Annotated in this window: 27 protein-coding genes and 1 pseudogene; 16 read left to right on the top strand and 12 right to left on the bottom strand. The window is 71.1% G+C overall.

Features of this window, described 5'->3' with window-relative positions; genetic code table 11:
- Together ACZ69M_RS32440 and ACZ69M_RS32435 are read left to right on the top strand one after the other, a co-directional pair.
- A complete protein-coding gene (locus tag ACZ69M_RS32440; protein ID WP_470055419.1) occupies positions 1-606 on the top strand; it encodes a TetR family transcriptional regulator in 606 nt (201 codons plus the stop codon).
- Positions 607-704: 98 nt separating this feature from the next.
- On the top strand, positions 705-2,768 hold the full coding sequence (locus ACZ69M_RS32435; protein ID WP_470055417.1) for a HelD family protein: 2,064 nt from the start codon (positions 705-707) through the stop codon (positions 2,766-2,768).
- A 43-nt stretch (positions 2,769-2,811) separates the two neighbouring features.
- Here ACZ69M_RS32435 and ACZ69M_RS32430 read toward each other — a convergent pair whose 3' ends face one another.
- The 3 genes and pseudogenes from ACZ69M_RS32430 to ACZ69M_RS32420 all read right to left on the bottom strand — a co-directional run.
- On the bottom strand, positions 2,812-3,480 hold the full coding sequence (locus ACZ69M_RS32430; RefSeq protein ID WP_470055415.1) for an SDR family NAD(P)-dependent oxidoreductase: 669 nt from the start codon (positions 3,478-3,480) through the stop codon (positions 2,812-2,814).
- Positions 3,481-3,608: 128 nt separating this feature from the next.
- Positions 3,609-4,457, bottom strand: coding sequence for a nitroreductase/quinone reductase family protein (locus tag ACZ69M_RS32425; protein ID WP_470055413.1), 849 nt, complete (start codon positions 4,455-4,457; stop codon positions 3,609-3,611).
- A 321-nt stretch (positions 4,458-4,778) separates the two neighbouring features.
- Positions 4,779-5,308 (bottom strand): annotated as a pseudogene (locus ACZ69M_RS32420) (sigma-70 family RNA polymerase sigma factor family protein); the annotation flags it as partial.
- Positions 5,309-5,328: 20 nt separating this feature from the next.
- Here ACZ69M_RS32420 and ACZ69M_RS32415 point away from each other — a divergent pair.
- The 5 genes from ACZ69M_RS32415 to ACZ69M_RS32395 all read left to right on the top strand — a co-directional run bounded on the left by ACZ69M_RS32415 (position 5,329) and on the right by ACZ69M_RS32395 (position 8,743).
- Positions 5,329-5,541, top strand: a complete 213-nt coding sequence (locus ACZ69M_RS32415; RefSeq protein WP_470055412.1) for a hypothetical protein — start codon at positions 5,329-5,331, stop codon at positions 5,539-5,541.
- Between the two features lie 11 nt (positions 5,542-5,552).
- Positions 5,553-6,992 (top strand): rifampin monooxygenase, encoded by a 1,440-nt coding sequence (gene rox / locus ACZ69M_RS32410; protein WP_470055411.1) that lies wholly within the window; start codon positions 5,553-5,555, stop codon positions 6,990-6,992.
- A gap of 112 nt (positions 6,993-7,104) precedes the next feature.
- The gene (locus ACZ69M_RS32405; RefSeq protein ID WP_470055409.1) at positions 7,105-7,620 is read left to right on the top strand and encodes a helix-turn-helix domain-containing protein; all 516 of its coding nucleotides are present in this window, start codon (positions 7,105-7,107) and stop codon (positions 7,618-7,620) included.
- 99 nt (positions 7,621-7,719) lie between these two features.
- The gene (locus ACZ69M_RS32400; RefSeq protein WP_470055407.1) at positions 7,720-8,310 is read left to right on the top strand and encodes a hypothetical protein; all 591 of its coding nucleotides are present in this window, start codon (positions 7,720-7,722) and stop codon (positions 8,308-8,310) included.
- Between the two features lie 97 nt (positions 8,311-8,407).
- The gene (locus ACZ69M_RS32395) at positions 8,408-8,743 is read left to right on the top strand and encodes a DUF2516 family protein (RefSeq protein WP_075026970.1); all 336 of its coding nucleotides are present in this window, start codon (positions 8,408-8,410) and stop codon (positions 8,741-8,743) included.
- Positions 8,744-8,917: 174 nt separating this feature from the next.
- On the opposite strand, the gene ACZ69M_RS32390 is transcribed toward ACZ69M_RS32395, so the two are convergent.
- From ACZ69M_RS32390 to ACZ69M_RS32380, 3 genes are all read right to left on the bottom strand, one after another.
- Positions 8,918-10,252 (bottom strand): PP2C family protein-serine/threonine phosphatase, encoded by a 1,335-nt coding sequence (locus tag ACZ69M_RS32390; RefSeq protein WP_470055405.1) that lies wholly within the window; start codon positions 10,250-10,252, stop codon positions 8,918-8,920.
- 363 nt (positions 10,253-10,615) lie between these two features.
- Positions 10,616-11,716, bottom strand: coding sequence for a C40 family peptidase (locus ACZ69M_RS32385; protein WP_470055403.1), 1,101 nt, complete (start codon positions 11,714-11,716; stop codon positions 10,616-10,618).
- A gap of 402 nt (positions 11,717-12,118) precedes the next feature.
- Complete coding sequence (locus ACZ69M_RS32380) at positions 12,119-12,940, bottom strand: class I SAM-dependent methyltransferase (protein WP_470055401.1); 822 nt, start codon at positions 12,938-12,940, stop codon at positions 12,119-12,121.
- Between the two features lie 267 nt (positions 12,941-13,207).
- Here ACZ69M_RS32380 and mshA point away from each other — a divergent pair, with 267 nt between their 5' ends.
- The 3 genes from mshA (at position 13,208) to ACZ69M_RS32365 (ending at position 16,911) form a co-directional block, all read left to right on the top strand.
- Positions 13,208-14,545 (top strand): D-inositol-3-phosphate glycosyltransferase, encoded by a 1,338-nt coding sequence (gene mshA / locus ACZ69M_RS32375; protein WP_470055399.1) that lies wholly within the window; start codon positions 13,208-13,210, stop codon positions 14,543-14,545.
- Positions 14,546-14,598: 53 nt separating this feature from the next.
- Complete coding sequence (locus ACZ69M_RS32370) at positions 14,599-15,090, top strand: type III secretion system chaperone family protein (protein ID WP_470055397.1); 492 nt, start codon at positions 14,599-14,601, stop codon at positions 15,088-15,090.
- Positions 15,091-15,228: 138 nt separating this feature from the next.
- Positions 15,229-16,911: a glycosyl hydrolase family 28-related protein gene (locus ACZ69M_RS32365; protein ID WP_470055395.1), complete on the top strand. Its 1,683-nt coding sequence runs from the start codon at positions 15,229-15,231 to the stop codon at positions 16,909-16,911.
- A 63-nt stretch (positions 16,912-16,974) separates the two neighbouring features.
- Here ACZ69M_RS32365 and ACZ69M_RS32360 read toward each other — a convergent pair whose 3' ends face one another.
- On the bottom strand, positions 16,975-17,775 hold the full coding sequence (locus ACZ69M_RS32360) for a helix-turn-helix transcriptional regulator (protein WP_470055393.1): 801 nt from the start codon (positions 17,773-17,775) through the stop codon (positions 16,975-16,977).
- Between ACZ69M_RS32360 and ACZ69M_RS32355 the strand changes: the two genes are divergently transcribed.
- Positions 17,774-18,250, top strand: coding sequence for a DUF2000 family protein (locus tag ACZ69M_RS32355; protein WP_470055391.1), 477 nt, complete (start codon positions 17,774-17,776; stop codon positions 18,248-18,250). The genes ACZ69M_RS32360 and ACZ69M_RS32355 overlap by 2 nt on opposite strands.
- A 109-nt stretch (positions 18,251-18,359) precedes the next feature.
- Here the strand turns inward: ACZ69M_RS32355 and ACZ69M_RS32350 are convergent, their stop codons facing one another.
- Entirely contained in the window at positions 18,360-19,613 is a 1,254-nt protein-coding gene (locus tag ACZ69M_RS32350) for an MDR family MFS transporter (RefSeq protein ID WP_470055390.1), read from the bottom strand.
- 152 nt (positions 19,614-19,765) lie between these two features.
- On the opposite strand from ACZ69M_RS32350, the gene ACZ69M_RS32345 reads away from it, so the two are divergent.
- On the top strand, positions 19,766-20,527 hold the full coding sequence (locus ACZ69M_RS32345) for a phosphoglyceromutase (RefSeq protein ID WP_470055388.1): 762 nt from the start codon (positions 19,766-19,768) through the stop codon (positions 20,525-20,527).
- 103 nt (positions 20,528-20,630) lie between these two features.
- Here ACZ69M_RS32345 and ACZ69M_RS32340 read toward each other — a convergent pair whose 3' ends face one another.
- A complete protein-coding gene (locus ACZ69M_RS32340) occupies positions 20,631-20,906 on the bottom strand; it encodes a ribosomal protein L7/L12 (RefSeq protein WP_470055565.1) in 276 nt (91 codons plus the stop codon).
- Between the two features lie 197 nt (positions 20,907-21,103).
- Positions 21,104-21,412 (bottom strand): hypothetical protein, encoded by a 309-nt coding sequence (locus ACZ69M_RS32335; protein ID WP_470055386.1) that lies wholly within the window; start codon positions 21,410-21,412, stop codon positions 21,104-21,106.
- Between the two features lie 475 nt (positions 21,413-21,887).
- Between ACZ69M_RS32335 and ACZ69M_RS32330 the strand changes: the two genes are divergently transcribed.
- Both ACZ69M_RS32330 and ACZ69M_RS32325 read left to right on the top strand, forming a co-directional pair.
- Positions 21,888-22,049, top strand: a complete 162-nt coding sequence (locus ACZ69M_RS32330) for a hypothetical protein (RefSeq protein WP_470055384.1) — start codon at positions 21,888-21,890, stop codon at positions 22,047-22,049.
- Between the two features lie 135 nt (positions 22,050-22,184).
- On the top strand, positions 22,185-22,457 hold the full coding sequence (locus ACZ69M_RS32325; protein ID WP_470055382.1) for a hypothetical protein: 273 nt from the start codon (positions 22,185-22,187) through the stop codon (positions 22,455-22,457).
- 149 nt (positions 22,458-22,606) lie between these two features.
- Here the strand turns inward: ACZ69M_RS32325 and ACZ69M_RS32320 are convergent, their stop codons facing one another.
- Together ACZ69M_RS32320 and phoU are read right to left on the bottom strand one after the other, a co-directional pair.
- On the bottom strand, positions 22,607-22,759 hold the full coding sequence (locus tag ACZ69M_RS32320) for a hypothetical protein (protein WP_167552125.1): 153 nt from the start codon (positions 22,757-22,759) through the stop codon (positions 22,607-22,609).
- 180 nt (positions 22,760-22,939) lie between these two features.
- Positions 22,940-23,629 (bottom strand): phosphate signaling complex protein PhoU, encoded by a 690-nt coding sequence (gene phoU / locus ACZ69M_RS32315; protein WP_054232434.1) that lies wholly within the window; start codon positions 23,627-23,629, stop codon positions 22,940-22,942.
- A 238-nt stretch (positions 23,630-23,867) separates the two neighbouring features.
- Between phoU and phoR the strand changes: the two genes are divergently transcribed.
- Together phoR and phoP are read left to right on the top strand one after the other, a co-directional pair.
- Positions 23,868-25,145, top strand: a complete 1,278-nt coding sequence (phoR, locus tag ACZ69M_RS32310) for a two-component system sensor histidine kinase PhoR (RefSeq protein ID WP_054232435.1) — start codon at positions 23,868-23,870, stop codon at positions 25,143-25,145.
- A 5-nt stretch (positions 25,146-25,150) separates the two neighbouring features.
- Positions 25,151-25,822: a two-component system response regulator PhoP gene (gene phoP, locus ACZ69M_RS32305; protein WP_010985401.1), complete on the top strand. Its 672-nt coding sequence runs from the start codon at positions 25,151-25,153 to the stop codon at positions 25,820-25,822.
- Positions 25,823-25,868 lie beyond the last annotated feature (46 nt).

Here is a 25,868-nt window from a genome sequence, read left to right as displayed (position 1 = left end):
ATGGGTGAGATCGGACTGCGCGAGCGCAAGAAGCAGCGGATGTACCAGGCTGTCTCCGACATCGCGATCGGACTCTTCCTGGAGAAGGGGTTCGACGCCGTGTCCGTCGCGGAGGTGGCCGCCGCCGCCGAGATCTCCAAGCCGACCCTCTTCCGGTACTTCCCGACCAAGGAGGACCTGGTCCTGCACCGGTTCGCCGATCACGAGGACGAACCCGCGCGCGTGGCCGCGGGCGGGCCGTCCCCGCTGACGGCGCTGCGCCGGCACTTCCTCGACGGGCTGGAGCGCCGCGACCCCGTCACCGGCCTCAACGACGCCCCGCAGGTCCTGGCCTATCACCGTCTCCTCTACGGGACGCCCTCCCTGGCCGCCGGGATGTTCAGATACGTGGAGCGCTCCGAAGCCGCGCTCGCGGGGACGCTCGGCGGCGACCTCGGCGCCCGGCTCGCCGCCGGACAGATCATCGCCGTACAGCGCGTCCTCGCCCTGGAGAACTGGCGGCGGATCGCCGACGGCGAGGACGTCGAGCAGGTGCGGCCCGACGCGGTCGCCGCGGCCGAGGAGGCGTTCGCGCAGCTGGAGGCGGGTCTGCCCCGCTATGCGTAGCTCCGCTGTGCGTGGCTTCATGGGGATGAGTGACCGGGCAAAGAGGGCTACCGGGTAAAGAATGTTACTCGGTAACGTTATTCGGTATCCTTGGCCGAGTGACGTCTACCGACCCCGCCCTCGCCCGCTCCCTCACCCATGAACGCGCCCACCACGACGCCTGCCGCGCAGGCCTCGCCGCGATGGTCGACGGCGCCGAGGAGCAGGTCGTCACCGGGGAGGACGTCTCCGCCTCCGGTGCCGACGCCGAAGTGCTCGGCAGGCAACTGCGCGGCCAGGCCAGGGATCTGCGCGAACTCCCCGAAGGCCCGCTGTTCTTCGGCAAGCTGGACTTCGCACCGGGCGGTGGTGAACACGCCGGGCAGAGCTACCACATCGGCCGCCTGCGTATCACCGAACACCCCGCCGCCCCACCCCTCGTCGTCGACTGGCGCGCCCCCGTCTCACGCGCCTTCTACCAGGCGAGCGCCCGCGACCCCCAGGGCGTGGCCGTGCGCCGGCGCTTCGGCTGGGCGCCGGGGAGCAAGGGGGACTCGGCGGACCTCACCGGCCTGGAGGACGAACACATCGGAGGGGGCCGACCGGATCGGGGCCATGAAGGCACCTCGGTTCCGGAGAGCCGCATTCTCACGGGCGAGATCGAACGCCCCCGCGTCGGCCCCATGAGGGACATCGCCGCGACGATCCAACCCGAGCAGGACCACCTCGTGCGCGGAGACCTCGCCACGTCCGTGTGCGTACAGGGCGCCCCCGGCACCGGCAAGACGGCCGTCGGCCTGCACCGGGCCGCGTACCTCCTCTACACCCACCCGCAGCGTATCCGTCGCGGTGGACTGCTGATCCTCGGCCCCAACCCCACCTTCCTCGCGTACATCGCCGAGGTGCTGCCCGCTCTCGGCGAGAGCGGCGTACGGCAGTCGACGCTCGGGGACGAGATCGCCCGCCACCCCGTCACGGCGCGCGACGACGAGCGCGCCGCCGCCGTCAAACACGACGCACGGATGGCGCAGGTGCTGCGCCGTGCCCTGTACGGGAACATCGGCACGTACGCCGACCCCCTCGTCGTGCCGGACGGTTCCTACCGGTGGCGGCTGCCGGCCGCGGAACTGAACCGCATCGTGGACGGCGTACGGGCGGAAGAACCTCCGTACGGCATCGGGCGCGAGCGGGTACGGACGCGGGCCGTGCGGCGTCTGCGGGAACAGGCCGAATGGCGCGCCGGACCCCAGACGAACGCCTGGGCGCGGAAGGTCTCCGGGTCCCGGCCGGTCGGCGCGTACGTCGACGCGGTCTGGCCCCGGATGCGGCCCGAGGAGGTCCTCGCCCGGCTCCTCACCGACGCCGAGGCGCTGGCCGGCGCGGCGGACGGGCTGCTGGACGCCGACGAACAGAAGGCGATCCTGTGGGCGAAGCCGCCCCGCTCGTACAAGTCGGCCCGGTGGTCGGCCGCAGACCTCGTCCTTCTCGACGAGGTCGCCGGGCTGGTCGAGCACCCGGAAGGCTACGGCCACGTGGTCGTCGACGAGGCGCAGGACCTGTCCCCGATGGAGTGCCGGGCGATCGCGCGCCGGGCCCCCTTCGGGTCGCTCACGGTGCTCGGGGATCTCGCCCAGGGCACGACGCCCTGGGCGGCCCGGGAGTGGGGCGAGCTGCTCGGGCATCTCGGGAAGCCGGATGCCGCCGTGGTGCCGCTGACGATCGGGTTCCGGGTGCCGGAGGCCGTCGTCGGGCTCGCCAACCGGTTGCTGGCACGACTCGACGTGCGCGTACCGCCGGCTCGTTCCCTGCGCCGGGACGGGGAGCTGACGGTCCGCGCGGTTGCCGAGGCGCGGGACGTACTGCCGGCCACGGTCGACGCGGTGCGCGGCGCGCTCGCGCACGAGGGGTCCATCGGCGTCATCGCGGCCGACCCGGACATCGGGAGGGTGCGCGAGGCGCTGCGCGCCGCCGGGGTCGAGGCGGCGGGGCCCGAGGAACTGGGCGCACGTGTCGCGGTGGTGCCCGCCACCCTCGCCAAGGGCCTCGAGTACGACCATGTGGTGGCCGTCGAACCGGCTGCCGTCGCCGAGGCGGAGGCGCGCGGCCTGCACCGGCTGTACGTGGTACTCACCCGGGCCGTGTCGCGGCTCGAGGTCGTGCACACACGGCCCCTGCCCTGGTGATCCGGCGGCCGGCGGGGCCAGGACCGGCCGTGTGATTCGGCGGCTACCAGGGCAGGGGCTGCCCGTCGCGGAAGAAGCCGCCGGTCGGGCCGTCGTCCGGGAGGGTCGCCGCCCATACGACGCTCGCGGCGCCCTCCGCGACCGGTCGCCCGCCGGGGCCGCCCATGTCGGTGGCGGCCCAGCCGGGGCAGACGGCGTTCACGAGGACCCGGTCGGGGCCCAGTTCGGCGGCGAGCATGCGGGTGAGGGCGTTGAGGGCCGTCTTGGTCGCCGTGTACGCGGGGGTGCCGCCGCCCATGGACGTGAGGGACGCGACCTCGCTGGAGACATTGACGATCCGCGGGTGCGCGCTCGCCCGCAGGAGCGGCAGCAGCGCCTGCGTCAGCCGCCAGGGCCCGAAGAGATTCGTCTCGGCCGCCTCCCGTACGACGTCCAGGTCGGCGTCGGTCGCGCGCTGCCAGGTGTCGTACGTGATCGCCGCGTTGTTGACCAGCACGTCCAGGGCGGTGAGGTCCCGGGCGGCCGCGGTGATGTCCGCCTCGGACGTGACGTCCAGGCGCAGCGGGTGCACGTCGGGCCCGGCGGCGCGGGCCGCTTCGGCGGCGGCCTCGGCGGATCTGGCCGTCAGGAACACGGTGTGGCCCGCGACGGCCGGCTGCCGGGCGACCTCGCGGCCGATGCCGCGGTTGGCGCCGGTGACGAGCGCGATCATGTGGGGTGCTCCTCGGGGCGGTGACCGGACCACGGTAGGCGTACGGGGGTCCGGTCACCGCCCGCGCCACCGGGCGGGGGTCGGCCGGCTTCAGAAGCGGGTCAGGGGCCGGCCGGGCTCAGGAGCGGTCAGGGGGTGGCCACTGCCTCCAGCGCCGGGATCAACTGTTCTTCCTCGTGGGCGAGATGGGCTTCCAGTTCCTCCGTCAGGCGCACCACCTCGGGGAGTACGCGGGCCGGGTCGGCGGGCCGTTCGCCGATCACCCGGCGCAACTCCTCGGTCAGCACCGCGATCCGCTCGTGTTCGACACGCAGCCGGTCCAGGACCGGGGTGAGGCCGGGGTGACGGTCGGCGATGACACGGAAGAGGCCGAGGTCCTCGCCGGTGTGGTGCCGGTGCAGGCCCCGGCAGAGGGAGAGGCAGTTGACCCGGAGCTGGGCGCCGAGGGAACTGCCCGAGGTGGCGAACTCGTCGCGGATGAGCGCCAGTTCGCGCCGGAAGGCGTCGTGGATGACCCTCAGCGCCTCGCCCGGTGAGCCCGCGTCGACGTGCGGCGGGCCGTCCCCGGGGATCTCGCGGAGCGCGACGACGGGGATCACCCGGTCCGTCTTCGCCTGGTACTCCGCCCATCCCTGGTCGGCCTCCACCGCGCGGGCGAAGAGCCGGTCGCGCTCGGCGCCCTCGAGGACGACGGCCTCGGCGGCGTAGGTGAAGACGCCGCTCTCGACCCGCACGCGCGGATGGGCGACGAGGTTGCGGTACCAGTCCGGGTGCCGGTGCGCGCCGCCGGCGGAGGCGATGACGATGACGCGGTCGCCGCCGTCGGGGTAGTAGCCGACGGGGGTGGTGTGCGGGGTTTTGGTGCGGGCGCCGGTGGTGGTGAGCAGGAGAAGCCGGGCTCCCTCGAAATATCCGCCGACTTTCCCGTGGTGGGCGCGGAACTCTTCGATGACTTGCTGATTGAAGGGGTTGGGCATGCGTCGCTTTCTTTTGTTTTCGGGCAGGGTGAATTACCGCGGGGCGTTTTGGAGCGCGGCGCGGTAGGGGAGTGCGGGAGAGCGCGCAGAATTCCGGAAGAAGCGGACGCGCGGTGAGGTGAAGACGTGATGCGAAGGAGAGGATGGTCGGGGTGGGCGGGGCTCTACCCCGCCGCGGCCTCACTCGGAGGCCGGGCAACCAACTCGCTCACGGCACAGGGCCGACCCGGCAGTCATGGGCGCAACGGTAATGCCGTACGCGCGTCGAGGCAATCCCGTATCGAGTGAAATACGGGATTGCCGCGGTGATTTTCCTCGCTGTCAGTTGTCGAGAACGGTGATTTCGAGTCGGCCCAGTCGTTCCGGCTCCGCGATCACATCGATTTCGGTGATCAGACCGTCCGCGAACGCGAAGACGAGTACCACGGAAAGCCGGCCGCGCGGGGCCATCGCGCCCTTGGCCACGGTGTGCGCCCCGCGGACCACGACGGGTTCGGGGTGGGGACGACGGCCTTGTCGGCGTGCAGGACCACGTCGGGGTGGAGCAGGGCGACCAGTGCGTCGAAGTTCCCGCCCCGGGTGGCGGCGAGGAACGCGTCCACGACCCGGGGCCGCCGTGCCAGACCGGCCTCGGGCAGCGGCGAGGCGCCCTCGACCCGCCGCCGGGCCCGGCCGGCGAGCCGGCGCACGGCGGCCGGGGACCGTTCGGGCATCGGGCCGATCTCGTCGAAGGGCACGGCGAACATGTCGTGCAGCACGAAGGCGAGCCGTTCGGCGGGCCTCAGCGTGTCGAGTACGACGAGCAGGGCCACGCCCACGGAGTCGGCGAGTACCGCCTCCTTTTCGGGGTCCGGGCCTGGCCGGTTCGACGGTGTACGGCCTCGGCGACCTCGTACGCGGCTACCTTGAGGCTGACGGCAGGCACCGCCCGCTGCTCCCCCTGCGGATGCCCGGAAAGGCCGGCCGCGCCTACCGGGCCGGCGGCAACCTCTCCCTCACCGACGCCGACACCGGCGAGCGCGCATGGGAGAAGTTCCTCGCGGAGCGGGTGGGTTGGTCGAGGGCTGGAATCCAATCTCGTTGAATGGGCGTTCGATGATTGACGTGATCGTGGTCGGCGGCGGACCGACCGGCTTGATGCTGGCCGGAGAGTTGCGGCTGCACGGCGTGCACGTGGTCGTGCTGGACAAGTTGACCGAGCCGACCGAGGAGTCCCGCGGGCGCGGCCTGCACACGCGCAGCGTCGAGATGATGGATCAGCGCGGTCTGCTGGACCGGTTCCTCGCGGTCAGTGAGAAGTTCCAGGTCGGCGGCTTCTTCGGCGGCATCCTCAAGCCGTGGCCGGACAGGTTGGACACGGCTCACCCGTACGGTCTCTCCACCCTGCAACCGGTCACCGAGCGGCTGCTGAACGAGCGTGCCCTCGAACTCGGCGCCGAGATCCGGCGCGGCTGCGAAGTGGTCGGGCTGAGTCAGTCCGACGACGGGGCCGGGTCCGGGGTGACCGTCGTGCTGGCGGACGGCACGCGCCTGCGCTCGCGTTACCTCGTCGGGTGCGACGGCGGCCGCAGTGTGGTGCGCAAGGAGCTCGGTGTCGGTTTCCCCGGTGAACCCGCCAAGGTCGAGACGCTGCTGGGCGACATGGAGATGACCGAGGACCGGGCGACGGTCGCCGCCGTCGTCGAGGAAGTCCGCAAGACCCAACTGCGGTTCGGCACCATCCCCAACGGGGACGGGACGTACCGCGTCATCGTGCCCGCCGAGGGCGTGTCCGAGGACCGTACGGCCGCGCCGACCCTCGAGGAGTTCAAACAGCGGCTGCGGGCCGTCGCGGGCACCGACTTCGGCGTGCACTCGCCACGCCGGCTGTCCCGGTTCGGCGACGCCACCCGGCAGGCCGAGCGCTACCGGGTCGGCAGGGTGCTGCTGGCCGGCGACGCGGCGCACATCCACCCGCCGACCGGTGGGCAGGGGCTCAACCTCGGCGTGCAGGACGCGTTCAACCTCGGCTGGAAGCTGGCCGCCGAGGTCAACGGCTGGGCACCGGCGGGGCTCCTCGACAGCTACCACGCCGAACGGCACCCGGTGGGCGCCCGCGTGCTGGACAACACCCGCGCGCAGATCACGCTGCTGGGGACCGATCCGGGCGCGACCGCGCTGCGGGAGCTGCTGTCGAAGCTGATGGACTTCGAGGAGGTGAACCGGTACGTGACCGGGATGATCACCGGGGTCGGGGTCCGCTACGACTTCGGCGAGGGCCATGAACTGCTCGGCCGGCGGATGCGGGACGTGGGGCTGAAGCGGGGGCGCCTTTACGAGCTGACGCACGGTGGCCGCGGGCTGCTGCTCGACCAGACGGGCCGGCTCTCGGTGGCGGGCTGGGCGGACCGGGTCGACCACGTCGTCGACGTCAGCGAGGAACTGGACGTGCCCGCGGTGCTGCTGCGGCCGGACGGCCATGTGGCGTGGGTCGGTGAAGACCAGCAGGATCTGGTCGGCCGGCTGCCCCAGTGGTTCGGCGCCGCCGCCGGCTGAGCGCGCGGACACCTCCTTCGTGGCGCGGCGCGCAGGCGCCCTCTTCGTGGCGCAGCGCACTTTTGCAAGCGGGTGCTTGCAATTGTTAGCGGAGGTGCGGCAAGGTGGAGGCATGGCATCACTCAACGTCGGCAATCTCGGTGAGTACCTGCGCGAGCAGCGGCGCAACGCGCAGCTGTCGCTGCGGCAGCTCGCCGACGCCGCCGGGGTGTCCAACCCGTATCTGAGCCAGATCGAGCGCGGGCTGCGCAAGCCGAGCGCGGAGGTGTTGCAGCAGGTCGCGAAGGCGCTGCGGATCTCCGCCGAGACGCTGTACGTGCGAGCCGGCATCCTCGACGCCGAGCGGGACCGGGACGAGGTGGAGACACGTGCCGTCATCCTCGCCGATCCCACACTGAACGAGCGGCAGAAGCAGGTGCTGCTCCAGATCTATGAGTCCTTCCGCAAGGAGAACGGATTCGAGATCACGCCGGACCTGGCCCAGAGCGTGATCGAGGACATGGCGCAGGACGAGGCGCAGGGCATGGCAGAGCACATATCGGGCACCCAGCAAGCGCCGGACACCGCCGTCCGGGGCCCCCGTACGGCCGACGGCAGCGATGCCGATCCGCAGCAGACCGCCAGTTGACGACAACGACGTGCAGCACCGCCGGCCCCCACGCGGGCCTGCCGGTCTTGCCGCGGAACACCAAAACCCTCAGCTGAAAGCGACCGGAGGACCATCACCATGGCCATCACCGACGACATCCGCAAGGCTGCCACGGACCCCACCCCGCTGTACTTCCTGGCCGGCACCGCCGACCTGGCCGTCCAGCAGGCGAAGAAGGTCCCCGGCCTCGTGGAGCAGATCCGCACCGAAGCCCCGGCGCGGATCGAGACCGTGAAGAACATCGACGCGAACACCGTCCAGGAGAAGGCCGCCACCCGCGCGAAGGAAGCGCAGGAGACCATCCAGGCCAAGGTGACGGAGTTCATCAGCACCCTCGACACCGACCTGAAGAAGCTCGGTGAGTCCGCTCAGGACCTCGCCCTGCGCGGTGTCGGCGTCGCCGCCGAGTACGCCGTGAAGGCCAAGGAGACGTACGAGAAGGTCGCCGAGCACGGCGAGCAGACCGTGAAGACCTGGCGTGGCGAGGCCGCCGAGGAGATCGAGGAACTGGCCATCGCCGTCGAGCCGAAGGCCGAGCCGGTCGAGGTCAGGTCCGAGGAGAAGCCGGCCGCGGCCGCCGCCGTGCCCTCTCCGGCCAAGAAGCCCATGGCGAAGAAGGTCCCGGCCCGCAAGGTCACGGCCAAGAAGACGACGCCGCCCGTGAAGTAGCAAGGGTCAGCACGACGGGCCGGGCACTCTCAGAGTTCCCGGCCCGTTCTGCGGGTACGGTGGCCGTAGAGATGAATCGACTCGGGCGGTGGGCATAGTGCTGTTGACGGCATTCGGCGGCTTCTTGTCGCTGATCTTCCTCGCCATGCTGGTGCTCGCCGTGGTGGCACTGGTGATGGCAGCGGTGGCCCGCGAAGACGCGTACCGCGCGGCCGACAAGCAGAACAAGATGTTCTGGCTGATCATCCTGGGCATCACGGTGGCCGTGAACCTGCTGGTCCCGATCATCTTCCTGCAGATCGCGGGGCTGGTCGCCACGATCGTCTTCTTCGTGGACGTACGCCCCGCGCTCCGTCAGGTCTCCGGCGGTGGCCGGGGCCGCGGCGGAAGCAGCAGCGACGGCCCTTACGGCCCCTACAACGGAGGCCGCTGACCCCGGCGGTCACGTTCGAGTCGACCACCGGCGGTCAGGTCAGCGGGCCGGAGGGTTACGCGGGCCGGGCCGTCAGGCAGGCCCGACCGTCACGCGGTCGTACGGCGGTCACGGCGCCACCGTCACGCGTTCGCACGGCGGTCACGGCGTCACCGTCACATGGTCGTACGGCGGTCACGGCGTCCGGTCCAGCAGGAGTACCGCCACGTCGTCCGTCAGCTCTCCGCCGTTGAGGTCCCTGACCTCGTTCACCGTCGCGCGCAGCAACTCCTCGCCCGCCAGGCCCTCGGCGAGCCGGCGGCGTACCAGGTCCACCATGCCGTCCTGGCCCAGCCGCTCCTTGCCCTCGCCGATGTGACCCTCGATCAGGCCGTCGGTGTAGAGCATCAGACTCCACTCGCCGCCCAGCTCCACCTGCCGGCGCGGCCAGCGGGCACCGGGCAGCAGGCCGAGCGCCGGGCCGCCGTTCTCGTACGGCAGTAGCTCGGCGGGCCGGCCGGGGCGGGAGATCAGCGGGGACGGATGGCCCGCCAGGCAGAGCCCGGCGCGGCGCCCGTCCGGCGCGATGTCCACCGTGCACAGCGTCGCGAAGATCTCGTCGTTCTCGCGCTCGTGCTCCAGGACCTGCTGGAGGGTGGACAGGAGTTCGTCGCCGCACAGGCCCGCGAACGTCAGCGCCCGCCAGGCGATGCGCAGCTCCACGCCGAGCGCGGCCTCGTCGGGCCCGTGCCCGCAGACATCGCCGATCATGGCGTGCACCGTGCCGTCGGGCGTACGGACCGTGTCGTAGAAGTCGCCGCCGAGCAGGGCGCGGGAACGCCCTGGGCGGTAGCGCGCGGCGAAGCGAAGCGAGGAGCCCTCCAGGAGAGGGGTCGGCAGCAGGCCGCGCTCCAGGCGGGCGTTCTCCTGGGCGCGCAGCCTGGACTCGGTGAGTCGGCGCTCGGCCTTGTCGGAACGTTTCCGCTCCACCGCGTACCGGATCGCGCGGCTCAGCAGCCGCCCGTCCAGCTCGTCGCGGAACAGATAGTCCTGAGCGCCGACGCGCACCGCCTCCGCGCCGCGCTCGGCGTCACCGGAGGCGGTGAGCGCGAGGACGGCGTGCCGGGGCGCGAGCCGCAGCACGTGCTTGAGCGTGGTCAGCTCGTCACCGCTCTCGGTGGCCGCCCGGCCGGGGGCGGGCAGCGCGAGATCGAGCAGGATGCAGTGGACGTCGTCGGTGAGCAGCCGCTCGGCCTCGGTGAGGTTGCGGGCGGTGCGGATGCGGATCGGCTTGCCGGCCGCGTCGAGGATCTCGGGCACGCTGAGCGAACCCGCCGGGTCGTCCTCGATGACCAGCAGGGTCAGGTTGGTGGTGCTGTCGACCGGGGTCGTGGCGGCATGGGGCGCCGGTACTGCCCCGGCCGGGCCGCCGGTCGCTTCTCCGGATGGGCCGCCGGGTGAGAACGCGCCTTGAGCCTGACCGCTCTCCGCGGCCGGGATCGCTCTCTGCCGCGGTATGGGTACGGGCATCGTGTGGGTTCCTTCCCTCCCCCCGAGGGCGTGGTGGGGCGAAGGTCCTCGACCCACCGACGGGGACCATAGCGGTAGCGGACGCCGCAACGGAATGGTGTGCGTCGCGGCGTCCGGCAGGCGGCCACCGTCATATGCCGCATCCTGTACCGCACTTGGACAGGATGCGGTGGTGCCCGGAATGACGAACGTCACGTCCACAAGGTTGAGGGGTATGTACAACCGTGGGGTGGGTCACGTGCGGTGCATCACGAGGGGCGGCGCGCTTTTTCGGGGTTGATGACGGTTTGGCCGTCCAGGCCGAAGCCGTACGACGATCGTCGGCCCGATCCGCCCCGGCTCCCTGCGTCCCGCCCCGTCCCGTCACGCGTCCGGCCGTACGATCCCCAGTATCGGCATGGACCCGGCCCCCGCGATCGTCACCGTCCGGCCCGGCCGCGGTGCGTGCACGATCGCGCCGTCGCCGATGTACATCGCGACATGGCTGGCGTCGTCGAAGTAGATGATCAGGTCGCCGGGGCGCATGTCCTTGACGTCGACATGGGGAAGCTGCTTCCACTGCTCCTGCGAGGTGCGCGGAATGCCGTGGCCGGCGGCGGCCCAGGCCTGTGAGGTCAGCCCCGAGCAGTCGTACGAGCCCGGGCCCTCGGCGCCCCACTCGTACGGCTTGCCGATCTGGTCGGTGGCGAACTTCACCGCCTTCTTGCCCTGCTCGGACGCCTTGCCGCTGATCTCGGCGAGGACGCCGGAACTCAGCCAGGCCGTCTGCGCCTTGTACGCGGCCTCCTCCTCGAGCTTCGCCAGCCGCTCCTTCTCCTTCTTCTCGAGCTGGGACTCCAGCTTCTCGGCGGCGGCGATCTGCTTCTTGATCTCCTTCTGCGCCGTGGCCTTGGCCTGGCGGTTGGTCTCCAGCTTCTGCCACTGCGCGGAGGCGTCCTTCGCGTACTGCTCCAAGTCCTGCTGTGTGCGGGTCATCTCGGCGAGCAGCCCCTTGGTCGCGTGCTCGCCCTGGAGCACCCGCCCCGCGCCGTCCAGGTACTGCTGGGGGTTGTCGCTCAGCCACAGCCGCATTTCCGGCGGCAGCCCGCCGCCCCGGTACTGCGCCCGGGCCGCGGCGCCCGCGCGGTCCTTCAACTCGTCCAGCTTGTCCTGGCCCTTGACGATCTCGCGGGCCAGGTCGACGATCTCGGCCGACTGCTGCTTGGCCTGCTCCTCGGCGGCGTTGTACGCGTCCGTGGCGACCGCCGCGTCGTGGTAGAGAGCGTCCAGCTTCTCGCGGATCGCCTCGAGGTCCTTGCCGGCCGGCGAGGTTGTCGGAGTCGGAGTCGGAGTCGGTGTCGGTGTCGGTGTGCGCGTGGGCGCTGGTGTCGGGCTCGCGTGCGCCACACCCGGTGCTGACAGCACCGCGCAGGCGCAGGCCAGAACCATGGCCGCCGTGGTCAGGCTCCGCTTGCCGGATCCCATTGCTCCGCCCCCAAACTGATTTACCGTCAGTAACTTACGGACGCCTGGGGGATCGTGCCATGTCGGCGCGCAATGCGACAGAGGTGGGCAAGAACTCCCTTCCCCCCGGCCCGCCTCCGTGAAACGATCTCCCGGCCTGTGTGACGAGTCGGTCACGCAGTTCGTTCCATGCAGCTCACGGGCGTGCGGTGGCCACCCCTCCACCGACGAAGCACGCCCGCGCGACCCCCGGCGTCAACCGCCCGCGCGGCACTCCGGTCTCGCACACCCGTGCGTCCCGGTTCGTCGCACCCCAGCCTTCAACGCCCGTGCCTCGCCCGGGTGTCCGATGTCTGTGCGGCGCTTGACGCCCGTGCGTCATCCAGACGTCGCACGCCTGTCTGGCAGCCCCGCGCCCCGCGCCTACGCGAAGGTCCCGCGGGGGGCCAACGCCTCCCAGCGCACCGTGACTTCGCCCTGGCGCCGACGGGATATTCCGTCCGTCACCGGCCAGTCCGCCGTCAGGTCGCCGACCGCGCGTATCCAGCGCTGCCGCGCGCCGTACGAGGCGTACGGCGCGGCTGCGGCCCAGGCGCGGTCGAAGTCGCGGAGGAACGCGTGCACGGGCTCGCCCGGGATGTTGCGGTGGATCAGCGCCTTGGGCAGGCGCTCAGCGAGGTCGGACGGGCGGTCCAGGGAGCCCAGGCGGGTGGCGAAGGTGACCGTGCGCGGGCCCTCGGGGCCCAGGGCGACCCAGACGTGCCGGCGGCCGATCTCGTCGCAGGTGCCCTCGACGAGCAGCCCGCCCCGGGAGCCGGGACCCGCCGGTGCGAGGCGTGCGCACAGACGCTGCCAGACCTCGGCGACCTGCTCCTCGTCGTACTGGCGCAGCACGTTCGCCGCGCGGATGAGCGAGGGGCTGCCCTGCACCGGGACCTCGAAGCCGCCGTGCCGGAAGACGAGTCCCTCGCGCTCGTACGGCCGGGCCGCCGCGACCCTCGCCGGCTCGATCTCCACGCCCACCACTCGGGTGCGGGGGGCGGCCGTGCGCAGGCGGGTCAGCAGCTCGACCGCGGTCCAGGGAGCCGCCCCGTATCCGAGGTCGACCGCCACCGGGTCGGCGCTTCTGCGCAGCTCGGCGCCGTGCGTGGCCGCGATCCAGCGGTCCATGCGGCGCAGTCGGTTGGGGTTGGTCGTCCCGCGCGTCACCGTACCCACGGGGCGGGACGCGGCGCGGGTTGTCATGCGTACGAGAGTAGGCGGCCGGGAGGAAGCCCGTACGGGCCTGTGGATAACCTCCGGCGACCCTCCGCCAGCCTGTGGAAAAGAAGGGAAGAGGGCCGCGCACGCAACGCGCCCTCGAACGGTTGAGCGACTCTCGGTAATGATTCGGCAAAGGGGCGCGGGAGGGAACGCGGAAGGGAAATGGAGCGGACCGCTCCGGCGTTGCCGCTCTTCGGAGGGTGCAGCGCGCCCTCCGACCGGCATGCCCGCAGCGAGGAGGAACGCCACGTGAGCCAGTACGTCAGCAGGCTCGGGCGACGCTCCCCGGCGACGCCCTCACGGCTCAGGCTGCACCGCAGGCCCCGTCGCGTCGCGATGCTCTCCGTCCACACCTCGCCGCTGCACCAGCCCGGCACCGGCGACGCCGGCGGCATGAACGTGTACATCGTGGAGCTCGCCCAGCGCCTCGCCGCGATCAACATCGAGGTCGAGATCTTCACCCGGGCCACCACGGCCGCCCTCCCCCCGACCGTCGAACTCGCCCCCGGCGTCCTCGTCCGGCACGTCGACGCGGGCCCGTACGAGGGCCTCGCCAAGGAGGAGCTGCCCGCCCAGCTGTGCGCCTTCACGCACGGCGTCATGCAGGCCTGGGCCGGGCATCGACCCGGTTACTACGACCTCGTGCACTCGCACTACTGGCTCTCCGGCCACGTCGGCTGGCTCGCCGCCGAACGCTGGGGCGCGCCCCTGGTGCACGCGATGCACACCATGGCCAAGGTCAAGAACGCCTCGCTCGCCGAGGGCGACACCCCCGAGCCCGCCGCCCGTGTCATCGGCGAGACCCAGATCGTGCGCGCCGCCGACCGTCTCATCGCCAACACCTCAGAAGAGGCCGACGAGCTCGCCCGCCACTACGAGGCCGAGCCCGGCAAGGTGGCCGTCGTCCACCCGGGCGTCAACCTCGACCGCTTCCGCCCGGCCGACGGCCGCGCCGCCGCCCGCGCCCGCCTCGGGCTCCCGCAGGACGCGCTGATCCCGCTCTTCGCGGGCCGCATACAGCCCCTGAAGGCCCCCGACGTGCTGCTGCGCGCGGTCGCCGTCCTCCTGGACGAGCGCCCCGAGCTGCGCGCCAACATCGTCGTCCCCGTGGTGGGCGGCCCCAGTGGCACCGGTCTCGCCAAGCCCGAGGGGCTGCAGAAGCTCGCCGCCCGGCTCGGGATCGCCGATGTCGTGCGCTTCAGGCCGCCCGTCGGCCAGGAGCAGCTCGCGGACTGGTTCCGGGCCGCGTCGGTGCTGGTCATGCCCTCCTACAGCGAGTCCTTCGGGCTGGTCGCCATCGAGGCGCAGGCGGCCGGCACGCCGGTCCTGGCGGCCGAGGTCGGCGGGCTGCCCGTCGCCGTGCGCCATCAGGAGACCGGATTCCTGATCCCGGGGCACGATCCCGCCGCCTACGCGCGCGTGCTGCGCGATTTCGCCGAGGACCAGGCGCTGTCGGCCAGGATGGGCGAGGCCGCCGCCCGGCACGCGCAGCGCTTCGGCTGGGACACCGCGGCCGCCGCCACGGCGGACGTGTACACGGCGGCCGTACAGGCGCACCGCCGCAAGGTGCGCGCCCACCAGGGCTGACGCGCGCACCGCCCGAGGGCCGGTCCGCCGGACGCCTGACGTACGCTCCCTCCATGGCTGACGCAGCGTCGATCATCGAGCAGGTCCTCACCGAGGCCGAGCTGGAGTGGGAGAGCCCCAAGGCGGGCTCGTACGTCGTGAAACTGCCCGGCACCCGCAAGCTCTCGACGACCGTCTCGCTGATCGTCGGCAAGCACTCCCTGTCGCTGAACGCCTTCGTGATCCGCCACCCCGACGAGAACCACGAAGGCGTCCACCGCTGGCTCCTGGAGCGCAATCTCAAGCTCTATGGCGTGAGTTACGCGGTCGACTCCCTGGGGGACGTGTATCTGGTCGGCAAACTGCCGCTCGTCGCGGTCACGCCGGACGGGATCGACCGGCTGCTCGGCTCGGTCCTGGAGGCCGCCGACGGCGCTTTCAACACTCTCCTTGAGCTCGGTTTCGCCTCCGCGATCCGCAAGGAGTACGCCTGGCGGGTGTCCCGCGGCGAATCGACCCGCAATCTGGATGCGTTCACCCACCTGACCCAGCGTCCCGCTGGCTGAATTCCAGGTCCAGTCCAACTAAGTAGTGCATGACCCCTTCCGGGCCAGGGGTCTCAGTGGCATGCTCACCGCCGACGCAGATCTGAACGTCATTCACATCCATGAAAATCGATGGAATGCGACGGAAGGCGGGCGGGTATGAGCAAGGAGTACGTGAGCATCACCAGACGGGGCCTGCTCGGCAGCGCCGTGGCGGTGGCGGCCGCCACGGTGACCGGCGGACCGGCGACGGCCGCGACCGCTGCCGCACGCCCCCATGACCCGGGTCGGGTCCCCACCATCTGGCGGGAGTTCACCCGCACCCCCTTCACCCACCCGCAGATCCCGTACGTCGGCAGGGCCGGCCACCGGGGCGGGGCGGCGCGCTTCCCCCGCCGCCCCGTCGTGGCCGACGTCCGCGCCTACGGCGCCGTCGCGGACGGCACCACGGACTGCGCGCCCGCGATCAACCGTGCCATCGCCGCTGCCGGGAGGGCCGGCGGTGGCACGGTGCTCATCCCGCCCGGCACCTTCCGCATCGACGGCCTGATCCGCATCGGCCACTCGAACGTCGTGCTGCGCGGCGCCGGCAGCGACCGTACGAAGCTGTACGCGACCAGGAACCTCACCGAGCTGATCGGCGTCTACGGCTCCCGCTACGGCGGCGACAAGTCGTCCTGGTCCTGGGCGGGAGGCCTCATCTGGCTCGCGCCCACGGCCCGTTGGGACTCCCTCGTCGCCGCCATCAAGGACAAGGCCTGGCCCTTCGAGGGCTGGACCGGCAACAAGCGCGACGAGTGGGAGACCCTGACGACCGTGGCCCCCGCCACCCGCGGCTCCTGGTCGGTGACGGTCGCCGACCCCCGCCCGCTGAAGCCGGGCCGGCTCGTCCTCCTGCGGCTCGCCGACGACGCCGACCACACCCTCCTGGAGCACATGGCGGGCGGCGGTCCGGGTCCTGAGGCGTACTACTGGGACGACAAGACCAAGCTCACGAGTTACGTCCCCTACGAGTGGCCCGTACGCGTCGCGCGGGTGCGGGGCACAAAGGTCACCCTGGAGCGCCCGCTGCCCCTCGACATACGCCCCGAGTGGGACCCGCGTCTGATCACCCACGTCGAGCCGCTGACCGGCTCCGGCGTGGAAGGCCTCACCCTGGAGGCCGTCGAGACGCCCCAGTCCCCGCACCTCCTCGACAAGGGCTACAACGGGGTCGTCCTCCAGTGCGCGTACGACTGCTGGGTCGACGACGTGACGGTCCGCCACGTCGACAACGGCTTCGGATTCGTCGCCGCCTCAGCCTGCACCCTGCGCCGCACCCGTGTGGCGGGCCGCGGCTCGCACCACCCGTACTTCTGCCGCGAGGGCTCGCACGACAACCTCGTCGAGGACTTCACCATCGAACAGCGCACGGTCCCGGCCCCGCCGAACACCCAGCTCCACGGCATCAACGTGGAAGGCCTCTCCTCCTACAACGTCTGGTCGCGCGGCGACCTCCAGATGGGCACCTTCGATTCCCACCGGGGTCTGCCCTTCGCCAACGTCCGCACCGACATCACCGTCGACAACAACGGGCGGCACGGCGGCGACGCGAGCGCCGGTCCGCTCTTCGGCGCACGCTTCACCCACTGGAACATACGTGTCACGAACGGCCGCGCGGGGTTGATGAGGATCGACGGTCTGGCGCCCTACTCCGCCACCGTCGGCCTCAACGAGGTGACCGAGTTCGACCAGATCGACGTCCCCGACTTCACCGGCGACCTGCACTCCCGCCTGGAGTTGTACGGGACCACGGACGTCGTACGCCCGCGCAATCTGTACGAGGCCCAGCGGGATCTCTGACCCGGCCGAGTGTGCCGTACCCGGTGCAGGTGACCGTGGGGGGTGCGGAGCGTACCCACGGGGTCACGCCGGCCCCGAGCGTGCGTAGCGCCCCGGAGTCACCCCGACCAACTTCTTGAAGTGCCGGGTGAGATGGGACTGGTCGTAGAAGCCGGTCGCCGACGCCACCTCGCCCGGCGGCCGGCCCTCGAGGAGGAGACGGCGGGCCCGTTCGACGCGGCGGGACATCAGGTACTGGTGGGGTGCGATGCCGTAGGCGCCGCTGAACGCCCGTACCAGATGGGCGGGATGGGCGTGCATGAGCCGCCCGGCCTCGTCGAGGCCGATGCCCTGGGTGAGGTGTCCGTCGAGGAGTTCGCGCAGGGTGCGGGCGAGGGCGGGGGAGTCGCGCGGGGTGGCGGCGGGAGTGCTGGGCCGCAGATGCGTGCGCAGCCGCTCGGCGATGAGCGTCAGTCTGCTCTCGGCCTCCAGTTCGTCACCGGGGTGACCGAGCGCGGTGTGCAACTGGCCGACGCGCAGTCGCAGCACGGGGTCACGCAGGTCGGGCCCGTCCACCGCGGACCCGATGAGGTCCTCGCCCAGATGTGTGTCGTCGAGATAGACGACGCGCTTGCGGAAGCCGTGCGCGGTGACCGGGGAGCCGTTGTGCGGGACGTGCGGCGGCAGCAGGGACACCGTGTCGTGCGGGGTGCCGTGCTCGTGCCGGTCGAGGTCGTACCGTACGGCCCCGTCGTCGACGATGAGCAGCGTCCAGGCCTCGTGCACGTGCATCGGATAGGCGTACTCGGTGAAGTGGGCGTGGAAGACCTCCACGACACCCGGAACGCGCGAGCGCCAGGCGGAGACCTCCGGCTGAGCGACCATGCAAAGAACGTACAAGACGGCGTCGTACGGCGGTCGGCAGTCTCGATCCATGAACAGCGAACCGATCCGCTTCGATACGAAGATCGTCGTCCTGCTGCGGGACGACCTTGAGCCCTGGCAGCGTCTGAACGTCACGTCCTTCCTGGTCAGCGGCCTGGGAACGCAGATTCCCGAGGTGATCGGGGAGCCGTACGAGGACGCGGACGGGGTGCCGTATCTGCCGATGTTCCGGCAACCCGTGCTGGTCTTCGAGGGGACGAAGGAGGTCCTTGTGGCGGCACACGGCAGGGCGCTCAGCCGTGCGCTGCCCCGGGCCGTCTTCACGTCGGATCTCTTCAGCACCGGCAACGACCGGGACAACCGGGCGGCGGTACGGGCCGTCGCCACGGTCGGACTGGATGTGGTGGGGCTGGCTGTGTACGGGCCCCGGAACGCGGTGGACAAGGTGGTGAAGGGGGCGCGGATGCATCCGTGAGGTCGGCGGGGGCGTTTTTTCGGGGAGCTCCTGCGCTTGAGGGAGCTTCTCCGCCTCGGAGTGCCGGCCGAGAGTGACAAGCGGGTGCCGGTGGAGCGGCGAGTCGGCGTCAGGCCGCGCTGACCTCGGGCTTCGCCACCGCCGGACCGGCATCCACCGCAGGTTCCTCCGTGGGCAGCCGCCGCATCAGCAGGCCGTACCCGAGCCCGGCCACCGTGCCCACCAGCGCGCACAGCCCCCACAGCCACTCGGCCCCGAACCGGTCGATGACCACGCCGGACATCAGGGGAGCGATCAGCGCGGCGAGCGACCAGGAGAGGGTGTACATGCCCTGGTAGCGGCCCCGGCCATGGGTCGGGGAGAGCTGGACGACCAGGCCCGTCTGGGTGGGCGCGTTGACGATCTCGGCCAGGGTCCACACGCACACGGTGAGCGCGAAGACGCCGACCGACCCGGCGAAGGCGGTGAGTCCGAAGCCGTACCCGGCGAGGACCGAGGAGATCACGAGCAGCCGGCGCGGATCCCGGTGCTGGATGAAACGGGTGACCGGGATCTGCAGCGCGACGATGAGGACGCCGTTGACGGCGATCGCCATGCCGTAGTCGGCCGGGGTGAAGCCCGCCTCGCCCATCGCGACGGGGAGTCCCACGGAGCCCTGCTGGAAGACCAGGGCGACGAGGAAGGACAGCCCGACGACGCTCATGAAGCGCCGGTCGCGCAGCACGGTCCCGAGGCCGACGTCGTCCTTCGCCTCCTTGGCGTTCTGCGCAGGCCGGGACTCCGGCAGCTTCGCGAAGACGAGGAGCGCGCAGGCCAGGGTCATGCCGGCTTCGATGAGAAAGCCCGCGAGGTAGCTGAACTCGGCGATGAAACCGGCGGCCATGGAGGAGACGGCGAAGCCGAGGTTGATCGCCCAGTAGTTGAGGGAGAACGCCCGGACGCGGTCCTCGGGCCGCACGATGTCGGCCATCATCGCCTGGACGGCGGGCCGGGAGGCGTTGCTGGCCATCCCGACGAGGAAGGCGACCGCGGCGATGCTCACCGGGTCGTGCATGAAGCCGAGCAGCGCGACGGAGGCGGCCGTGGAGGTCTGGGCGACGAGGAGCGTGGGCCGGCGCCCGAGCCGGTCGGCCATCACGCCCGCGCCGAGCGAGGAGACGACACCGCCGAGGCCGTGCAGGGACGCCACGAGACCCGCGTACGAGGCGGAGTAGCCGCGGTCGAGCGTCAGGTACAGAGCCATGAAAGTGGCGACAAAAGCACCGAGCCGGTTGACCAGGGTGCTGGTCCACAGCCACCAGAACTCGCGGGGGAGCCCCGAGACGGTCTCTCGGGCGGCGCGTCGCATGACGGCGAGTGGCATCGGTCGTCCCCCAAGGATGTAAGCGGCTCATGTACTGATGGCAACTTACGAGCGGGAGGTCTCCGGGGGCCACTCAATTAGCAGATGCCGTCAACTGTCCGCCTTGCGGGCAGGGGCGCGAGGGGACGAAGGCTTCCATTACGCTCGGACGTATGGCCGACGCACCGTACAAGCTGATCCTCCTCCGCCACGGCGAGAGCGAATGGAACGCGAAGAACCTGTTCACCGGATGGGTGGACGTCAATCTCAACGAGAAGGGCGAGAAGGAGGCAGTCCGCGGCGGTGAGCTGCTGAAGGACGCCGGCCTGCTGCCCGACGTCGTGCACACCTCGCTCCAGAAGCGTGCGATCCGCACCGCCCAGCTCGCGCTGGAGGCCGCCGACCGCCACTGGATCCCCGTCCACCGCTCCTGGCGTCTGAACGAGCGGCACTACGGTGCCCTCCAGGGCAAGGACAAGGCCCAGACCCTCGCCGAGTTCGGCGAGGAGCAGTTCATGCTGTGGCGCCGCTCGTACGACACCCCGCCGCCGCCCCTCTCCGACGACAGCGAGTTCTCGCAGGCGAACGACCCGCGTTACGCGTCGATCCCGCCGGAGCTGCGCCCCCGCACGGAGTGCCTGAAGGACGTCGTCCTCCGCATGCTGCCGTACTGGTACGACGGCATCGTCCCCGACCTCCTCACCGGCCGCACGGTCCTGGTCGCCGCCCACGGCAACTCGCTGCGCGCCCTCGTCAAGCACCTCGACGGCATCTCCGACGCCGACATCGCGGGCCTGAACATCCCGACCGGCATTCCGCTCGCCTACGAGCTCGACGCCGACTTCAAGCCGCTCAACCCCGGCGGCACGTACCTCGACCCGGATGCGGCGGCGGCCGCGATCGAGGCGGTCAAGAACCAGGGCAAGAAGAAGTAACTCCGACTGATCAAGCCCCCTGCCTGCGGGTTCTCCGTGGGTAGGGGGCTTGTTGCTGTGCTGCGGCCGTCCCTGGTCCCTTAGCCAGTTGATCGGGTCGTCCTCAGGACTTCAGGAAGTCCGGCTCCGGCTGTTCCCTCGCCTCTGCCTGTGCTCCCACAGCGCGTAGGGCCCTGACTGCTGCCTCAGCGTCTTCTTCAGGCACGCCGTCGAGAATCACGGCGGGTACCTGCGTTGCCAGGACCTTGCTGCGCCAGAGACTCAGCCCGGTCAGCCGCCGCACGACCTGAGCGACGTCCAGCACACGGGCGCCGGGGTCAGTGAGCACGACGTCATGGGGCACGTCGTCGCACACCAGCAAGAAGTACTCGTCTGCCATTGCTCTCCCCGTCCCGCCCCGGTTCGGAGCGTACGAGCCCTCAAGCGTCGTGTCGCGTCGATTTGGTGGCTGGAAGACGGCGGCCATGGCCTTGCGGGTACACGCGAAGCGTCAGGCCCACCCAAGTCGCGTGGGGACGAGGAAGTCCGCGCCCCGATCTCCACGGCGGTTGCCGGGCTTGTGTCCAGTCTGGCCGTTCAGGAGCAGGTGCAGGACGCGGCGTAGGCGATGAAGAGAGCGGCCACGGTGAACGTGGCGGCCGCCGCGCCGGCCATTCGTCCGCGCCGCCCTGGCCTGGCGGGACGAAGCAGCTCCCAGCCGCCGTAGCCGAGGAAGACCAGCAAGGCGCCACCTGCACCCCCGGTGACAAGCGCGCTGTGCTCCCACCCCCGGACGAACGCCAGAGCCAGAACCGCCACGGCAAAGCAGGCGACCAACGTCAGCACTGTCTCCCCGACGAGGTCCACCAGGAGTTCCTTCAAGAACGAGCCAATGCCGCGGATCACGCGCAGGACACGACTCCACGCCACAGGAACTGCCACACGCCCCCCAGAGCCAGTTTCGATTGGATCGGACCCTACGAAATCGTGAGGTGTCAGGGAAGAGCGCTCAAGGCCATTCGCACCCGGACGGTCCTGGCCTCGGCGCCGGCCGGGATCAGGGCCGCCGCCTCTGGGACTGTCAACGGGGAGGATGGCGGAGCACGCCCGAGTGCGCCGGTTCGGCAGTTGGCGGGGCCAAAGCTGCTCGCGCCATCCATCCTTCCGTCCTGCCGGTTACCGGTTGCCGGCACGCGGCGGCACGCGGCGGGACGCCTTCGGCCGTCGAGGTGAGGAAGGCCGCGTGGATGTCGTAGCGGATCTCCCGGCGGGTCCGCAGGCGACGGAGCCAGTGCGGGTGGCGAGGGGCCTCTCGACAACCCGGCGTCCGGCGCCCAGCTCGCAGTCGTGGTCAGTACCGCGTCGGGCAATCAACGGCTTGATGCCGAAGGGCCACGGCGAGACGGCGGTACTGGCCGTGGCCGTACCCGCGGTCGCCGAGCGCAGCGCCCCGCACCGGTGGGACCGCCCTGCCGAGCGGAATGAGCCGGTCAGGAGTGTCCCGCCGGTGGGCCACAGTGCGCGCGGCGACGGGTTGTTCTAGCGTCGAACAGAGGAGGGGCAGTCCTGCCGAGCGGATGGGCGCGGGGGCCCGGGGGCACGGTCGTATACGTGCGTCCGCTGCTCGGCGCCTTGAATCCGCGCATCCCCGATCAGTCCCGGAGAGCAGGTGCCTCCCATGCACACGGCGGTCCGTATCGCCGGTGTCCTCACCGGTGTGACCCTCACACTCGGCGGCGTGGCCTTCGCCGCCCCCGCCGCCCACGCGGACATCCCGGCCTGCACGAACATGGTCCAACAAACGGGCGTCCAAGTCTCAGACGCCGTCAGAACGGCGTGCACGCAGGGTGTGCACGGTGACCTGCGGGGCTGTGTGAGCGCCCTGACCCAGGCCGGTACGCCGGGCGGCGCCGCGAACGGGGCCTGCCGTATGGCGGCCAACCCTCCGTGACGGCCCTCCGCAACGGCCCTGCGTGACGGTCCTCCGTTGCGACCAGTGCCATGGGTCCTGGCGGGGCCCCGGTCCAGCCCGGTCTGGTGACACGCATGCAGAAGGGGCCCCGTCGTGGTGACGGGGCCCCTCTGGGTGGGGCTATGCGATCAGCCGCACTGGCACGGGTTGCCCGACTGGCAGCCGCACCCGCAGCCGGAGCCGCAGCCGCAGGCGCCGAACAGCGGGAGGCTTTTGATGTCGGCGGGCTGGTCGGTGTCGCGGTCCAGGGTCGGGTCGGGCGTGGCGGGAGAATCGGCCATGGTGTCCTCCTCAATGCGGCCTCAATGAGGCATCGAGGCCGGGTGCCTACGCCGGTACGCCTGGGCGTAGGCGCGAATGCCTACCCCCATTGCATGCCCGCTCCCCTGGGCGCATCAACGGCGCACTGAGGCTCGCCCGCGCCCCCGGAGTGAGACGGCAGCCCCGGGCGCTCCCGGACCTCAGACGCCCTCGGCCCCCGTGACCGGCTGAATGTCGGGCTGGAGCTCGTCCGCGTGCTCACCCGTCACCAGGTACACCACGCGCTTGGCCACCGACACCGCGTGGTCGGCGAAGCGCTCGTAGTAACGGCCAAGAAGGGTGACGTCGACGGCGGTCTCGATGCCGTGCTTCCAGCGGTCGTCCAGCAGGTGCTGGAAGAGCGTGCGGTGCAGCAGGTCCATCTCGTCGTCGTCCTGCTCCAGCTGGAGCGCCAGGTCGACGTCCTTCGTGATGATCACCTCGGCCGCCTTCGCCATCAGGCGCTGCGCGAGCTGGCCCATCTCCAGGATCGTGGCGTGCAGGTCGTGGGGGATCGCACGCTCGGGGAAGCGCAGCCGGGCCAGCTTCGCCACGTGCTGGGCCAGGTCGCCGGAGCGCTCCAGGTCGGCGGACATGCGGAGCGAGGTGACGACGATCCGCAGGTCCGTCGCCACCGGCTGCTGGCGGGCCAGCAGGGCTATCGCGCGGGCTTCGAGCTCGTGCTGGAGATCGTCGACCTTCTGGTCGGCCGCGATCACGCTCTCGGCGAGCTTCAGGTCGGCGTCGAGGATGGCCGTCGTGGCGCGCCCGATCGCCGATCCGACGAGCCGGGCCATGTCGACCAGGCCGTCGCCGATCGAGTCAAGTTCCTCGTGGTACGCGTCACGCATCTGGTTTGTCCCTCTCTTACGTCAGCTTGGGGCCCGGGGGCCGGGCTGCCCTGACCGCCGGACGGACCGCCGGACGGGCCCCGTGAACCCCACGCTCCCACGTTCCGGCCCGTACGCGTCCGTTTCCGTCACCCCAAATGAACCATCCCTGGCTCCTGGGTGAACTCTGGGCGACGAGTGTTCGAGGTCGCACTCCGATGGCTGTGGGTCGGCGTGACGACATGCCTAACCTGGGAGCATGGACGTGAACGCGGCGGTCGCCGCAGCGGCAGCGATCGCCGGAGTGCTCACCGGTGTCATCGCCATGCTGGCGTTCCGCTGGAGCGAGCGCGACCAGAAACGCCCCACCCGCACATCCCTGCACACGGACCCGGTGCTTCCGCCGGGCGTCGACACGGTGCTCTCCGTGCTCCGGTCCTCGGCCGTCGTCCTCGACGAGGCCGACGCCGTGGTCAAGGCCAGCTCAGCCGCGTACGCCCTCGGGCTGGTGCGCGGCGGCAAACTCGCCGTCGAGCCGATGATGCAGATGGCCCGCGACACCCGTCGCGACGGGGAAATACGCCAGGTCGAGCTGGATCTGCCGAGGCGGGGGACCGGACGGGGGGAGGCCCTGGCCGTCTCCGCGAGAGTCGCCCCGCTGGGCTCCCGGCTCGTGCTGCTCCTCGTCGAGGACCTCACCGAGGCCCGGCGGATCGAAGCGGTACGGCGCGACTTCGTCGCGAACGTCAGCCACGAGCTCAAGACGCCCGTCGGCGCGCTCTCCCTCCTCTCCGAGGCCGTCATGGACGCCTCGGACGATCCGGAGGCCGTCGAGCGCTTCGCCGGACGTATGCAGATAGAGGCCACCCGGCTCACCAACCTCGTCCAGGAGCTCATCGACCTGTCGAGGGTGCAGAACGACGATCCCCTCGAGGACGCCGAGCCGGTCCGCGTGGACGAGCTGGTCGCCGAGGCCATCGACCGGTGCCGCCACCAGGCCGGCACCAAGCAGATCACCATGGCCGCCGGCGGCACGGCCGACCTGAGTATCTGGGGGAACCGGGGCCAGCTGGCCGCCGCCCTCGGCAACCTCGTCGAGAACGCCGTCAACTACTCGCCCGCCCGCACCCGGGTGGGCATAGCCGCGCGCCGGGTGACCGCGCCCGGCGGAGACCTCATCGAGATCGCCGTGACCGACCAGGGCATCGGCATCTCGGAGAAGGACCGGGAGCGCGTCTTCGAGCGCTTCTACCGCGTCGACCCGGCCCGTTCCCGCCAGACCGGCGGTACGGGTCTCGGTCTCGCGATCGTCAAGCACGTGGCCGCCTCGCACGGCGGGGAGGTCACCGTGTGGAGCTCCGAGGGTCAGGGCTCCACGTTCACCCTGCGGCTGCCTGAGGCGGCCGCGGCCCGCGACCGCGGGATCGACCACGACATGCCCGGACTCGACGATGAGGACGAGAACGGGCAGCCCGACGGGACGACCACCGTCACATCCCCGTATGAACCGCTTCCCGCTCCGGAGGTCCTTCCGTGACCCGTGTGCTCGTCGTCGAGGACGAGGAGTCCTTCTCCGACGCCCTGTCGTACATGCTCCGCAAGGAGGGCTTCGAGGTCGCCATCGCGACCACCGGGCCCGACGGACTCGACGAGTTCGAGCGCAACGGCGCCGACCTCGTCCTCCTCGACCTGATGCTGCCGGGGCTGCCCGGCACGGAGGTCTGCCGCCAGCTGCGCGGCCGCTCCAACGTCCCGGTGATCATGGTCACCGCCAAGGACAGCGAGATCGACAAGGTCGTCGGGCTGGAAATAGGAGCCGACGACTACGTCACCAAGCCTTTCTCCTCCCGCGAACTGGTCGCCCGTATCCGGGCCGTCCTGCGTCGCCGCGGGGAGCCGGAGGAGGTCACCCCGGCCGCTCTCGAGGCGGGACCCGTCCGGATGGACGTCGACCGCCACGTGGTGACCGTCTCCGGCTCCAAGGTCGACCTGCCCCTGAAGGAGTTCGACCTCCTGGAGATGCTGCTCAGGAACGCGGGCCGCGTGCTGACCCGTATGCAGCTCATCGACCGGGTGTGGGGGGCCGACTACGTGGGCGACACCAAGACGCTGGACGTCCACGTGAAGCGTCTGCGCGCCAAGATCGAGCCTGACCCGGGCGCGCCGCGGTACCTGGTCACGGTGCGTGGCCTCGGCTACAAGTTTGAGCCGTAAACCGAACCCGTCTCACGGCGGTACGTACGACGCGACCCACCCGTAG

This window comes from Streptomyces sp. NPDC107454, assembly GCF_055582885.1.
This window is presented reverse-complemented; position numbering and strand designations above follow the sequence as displayed.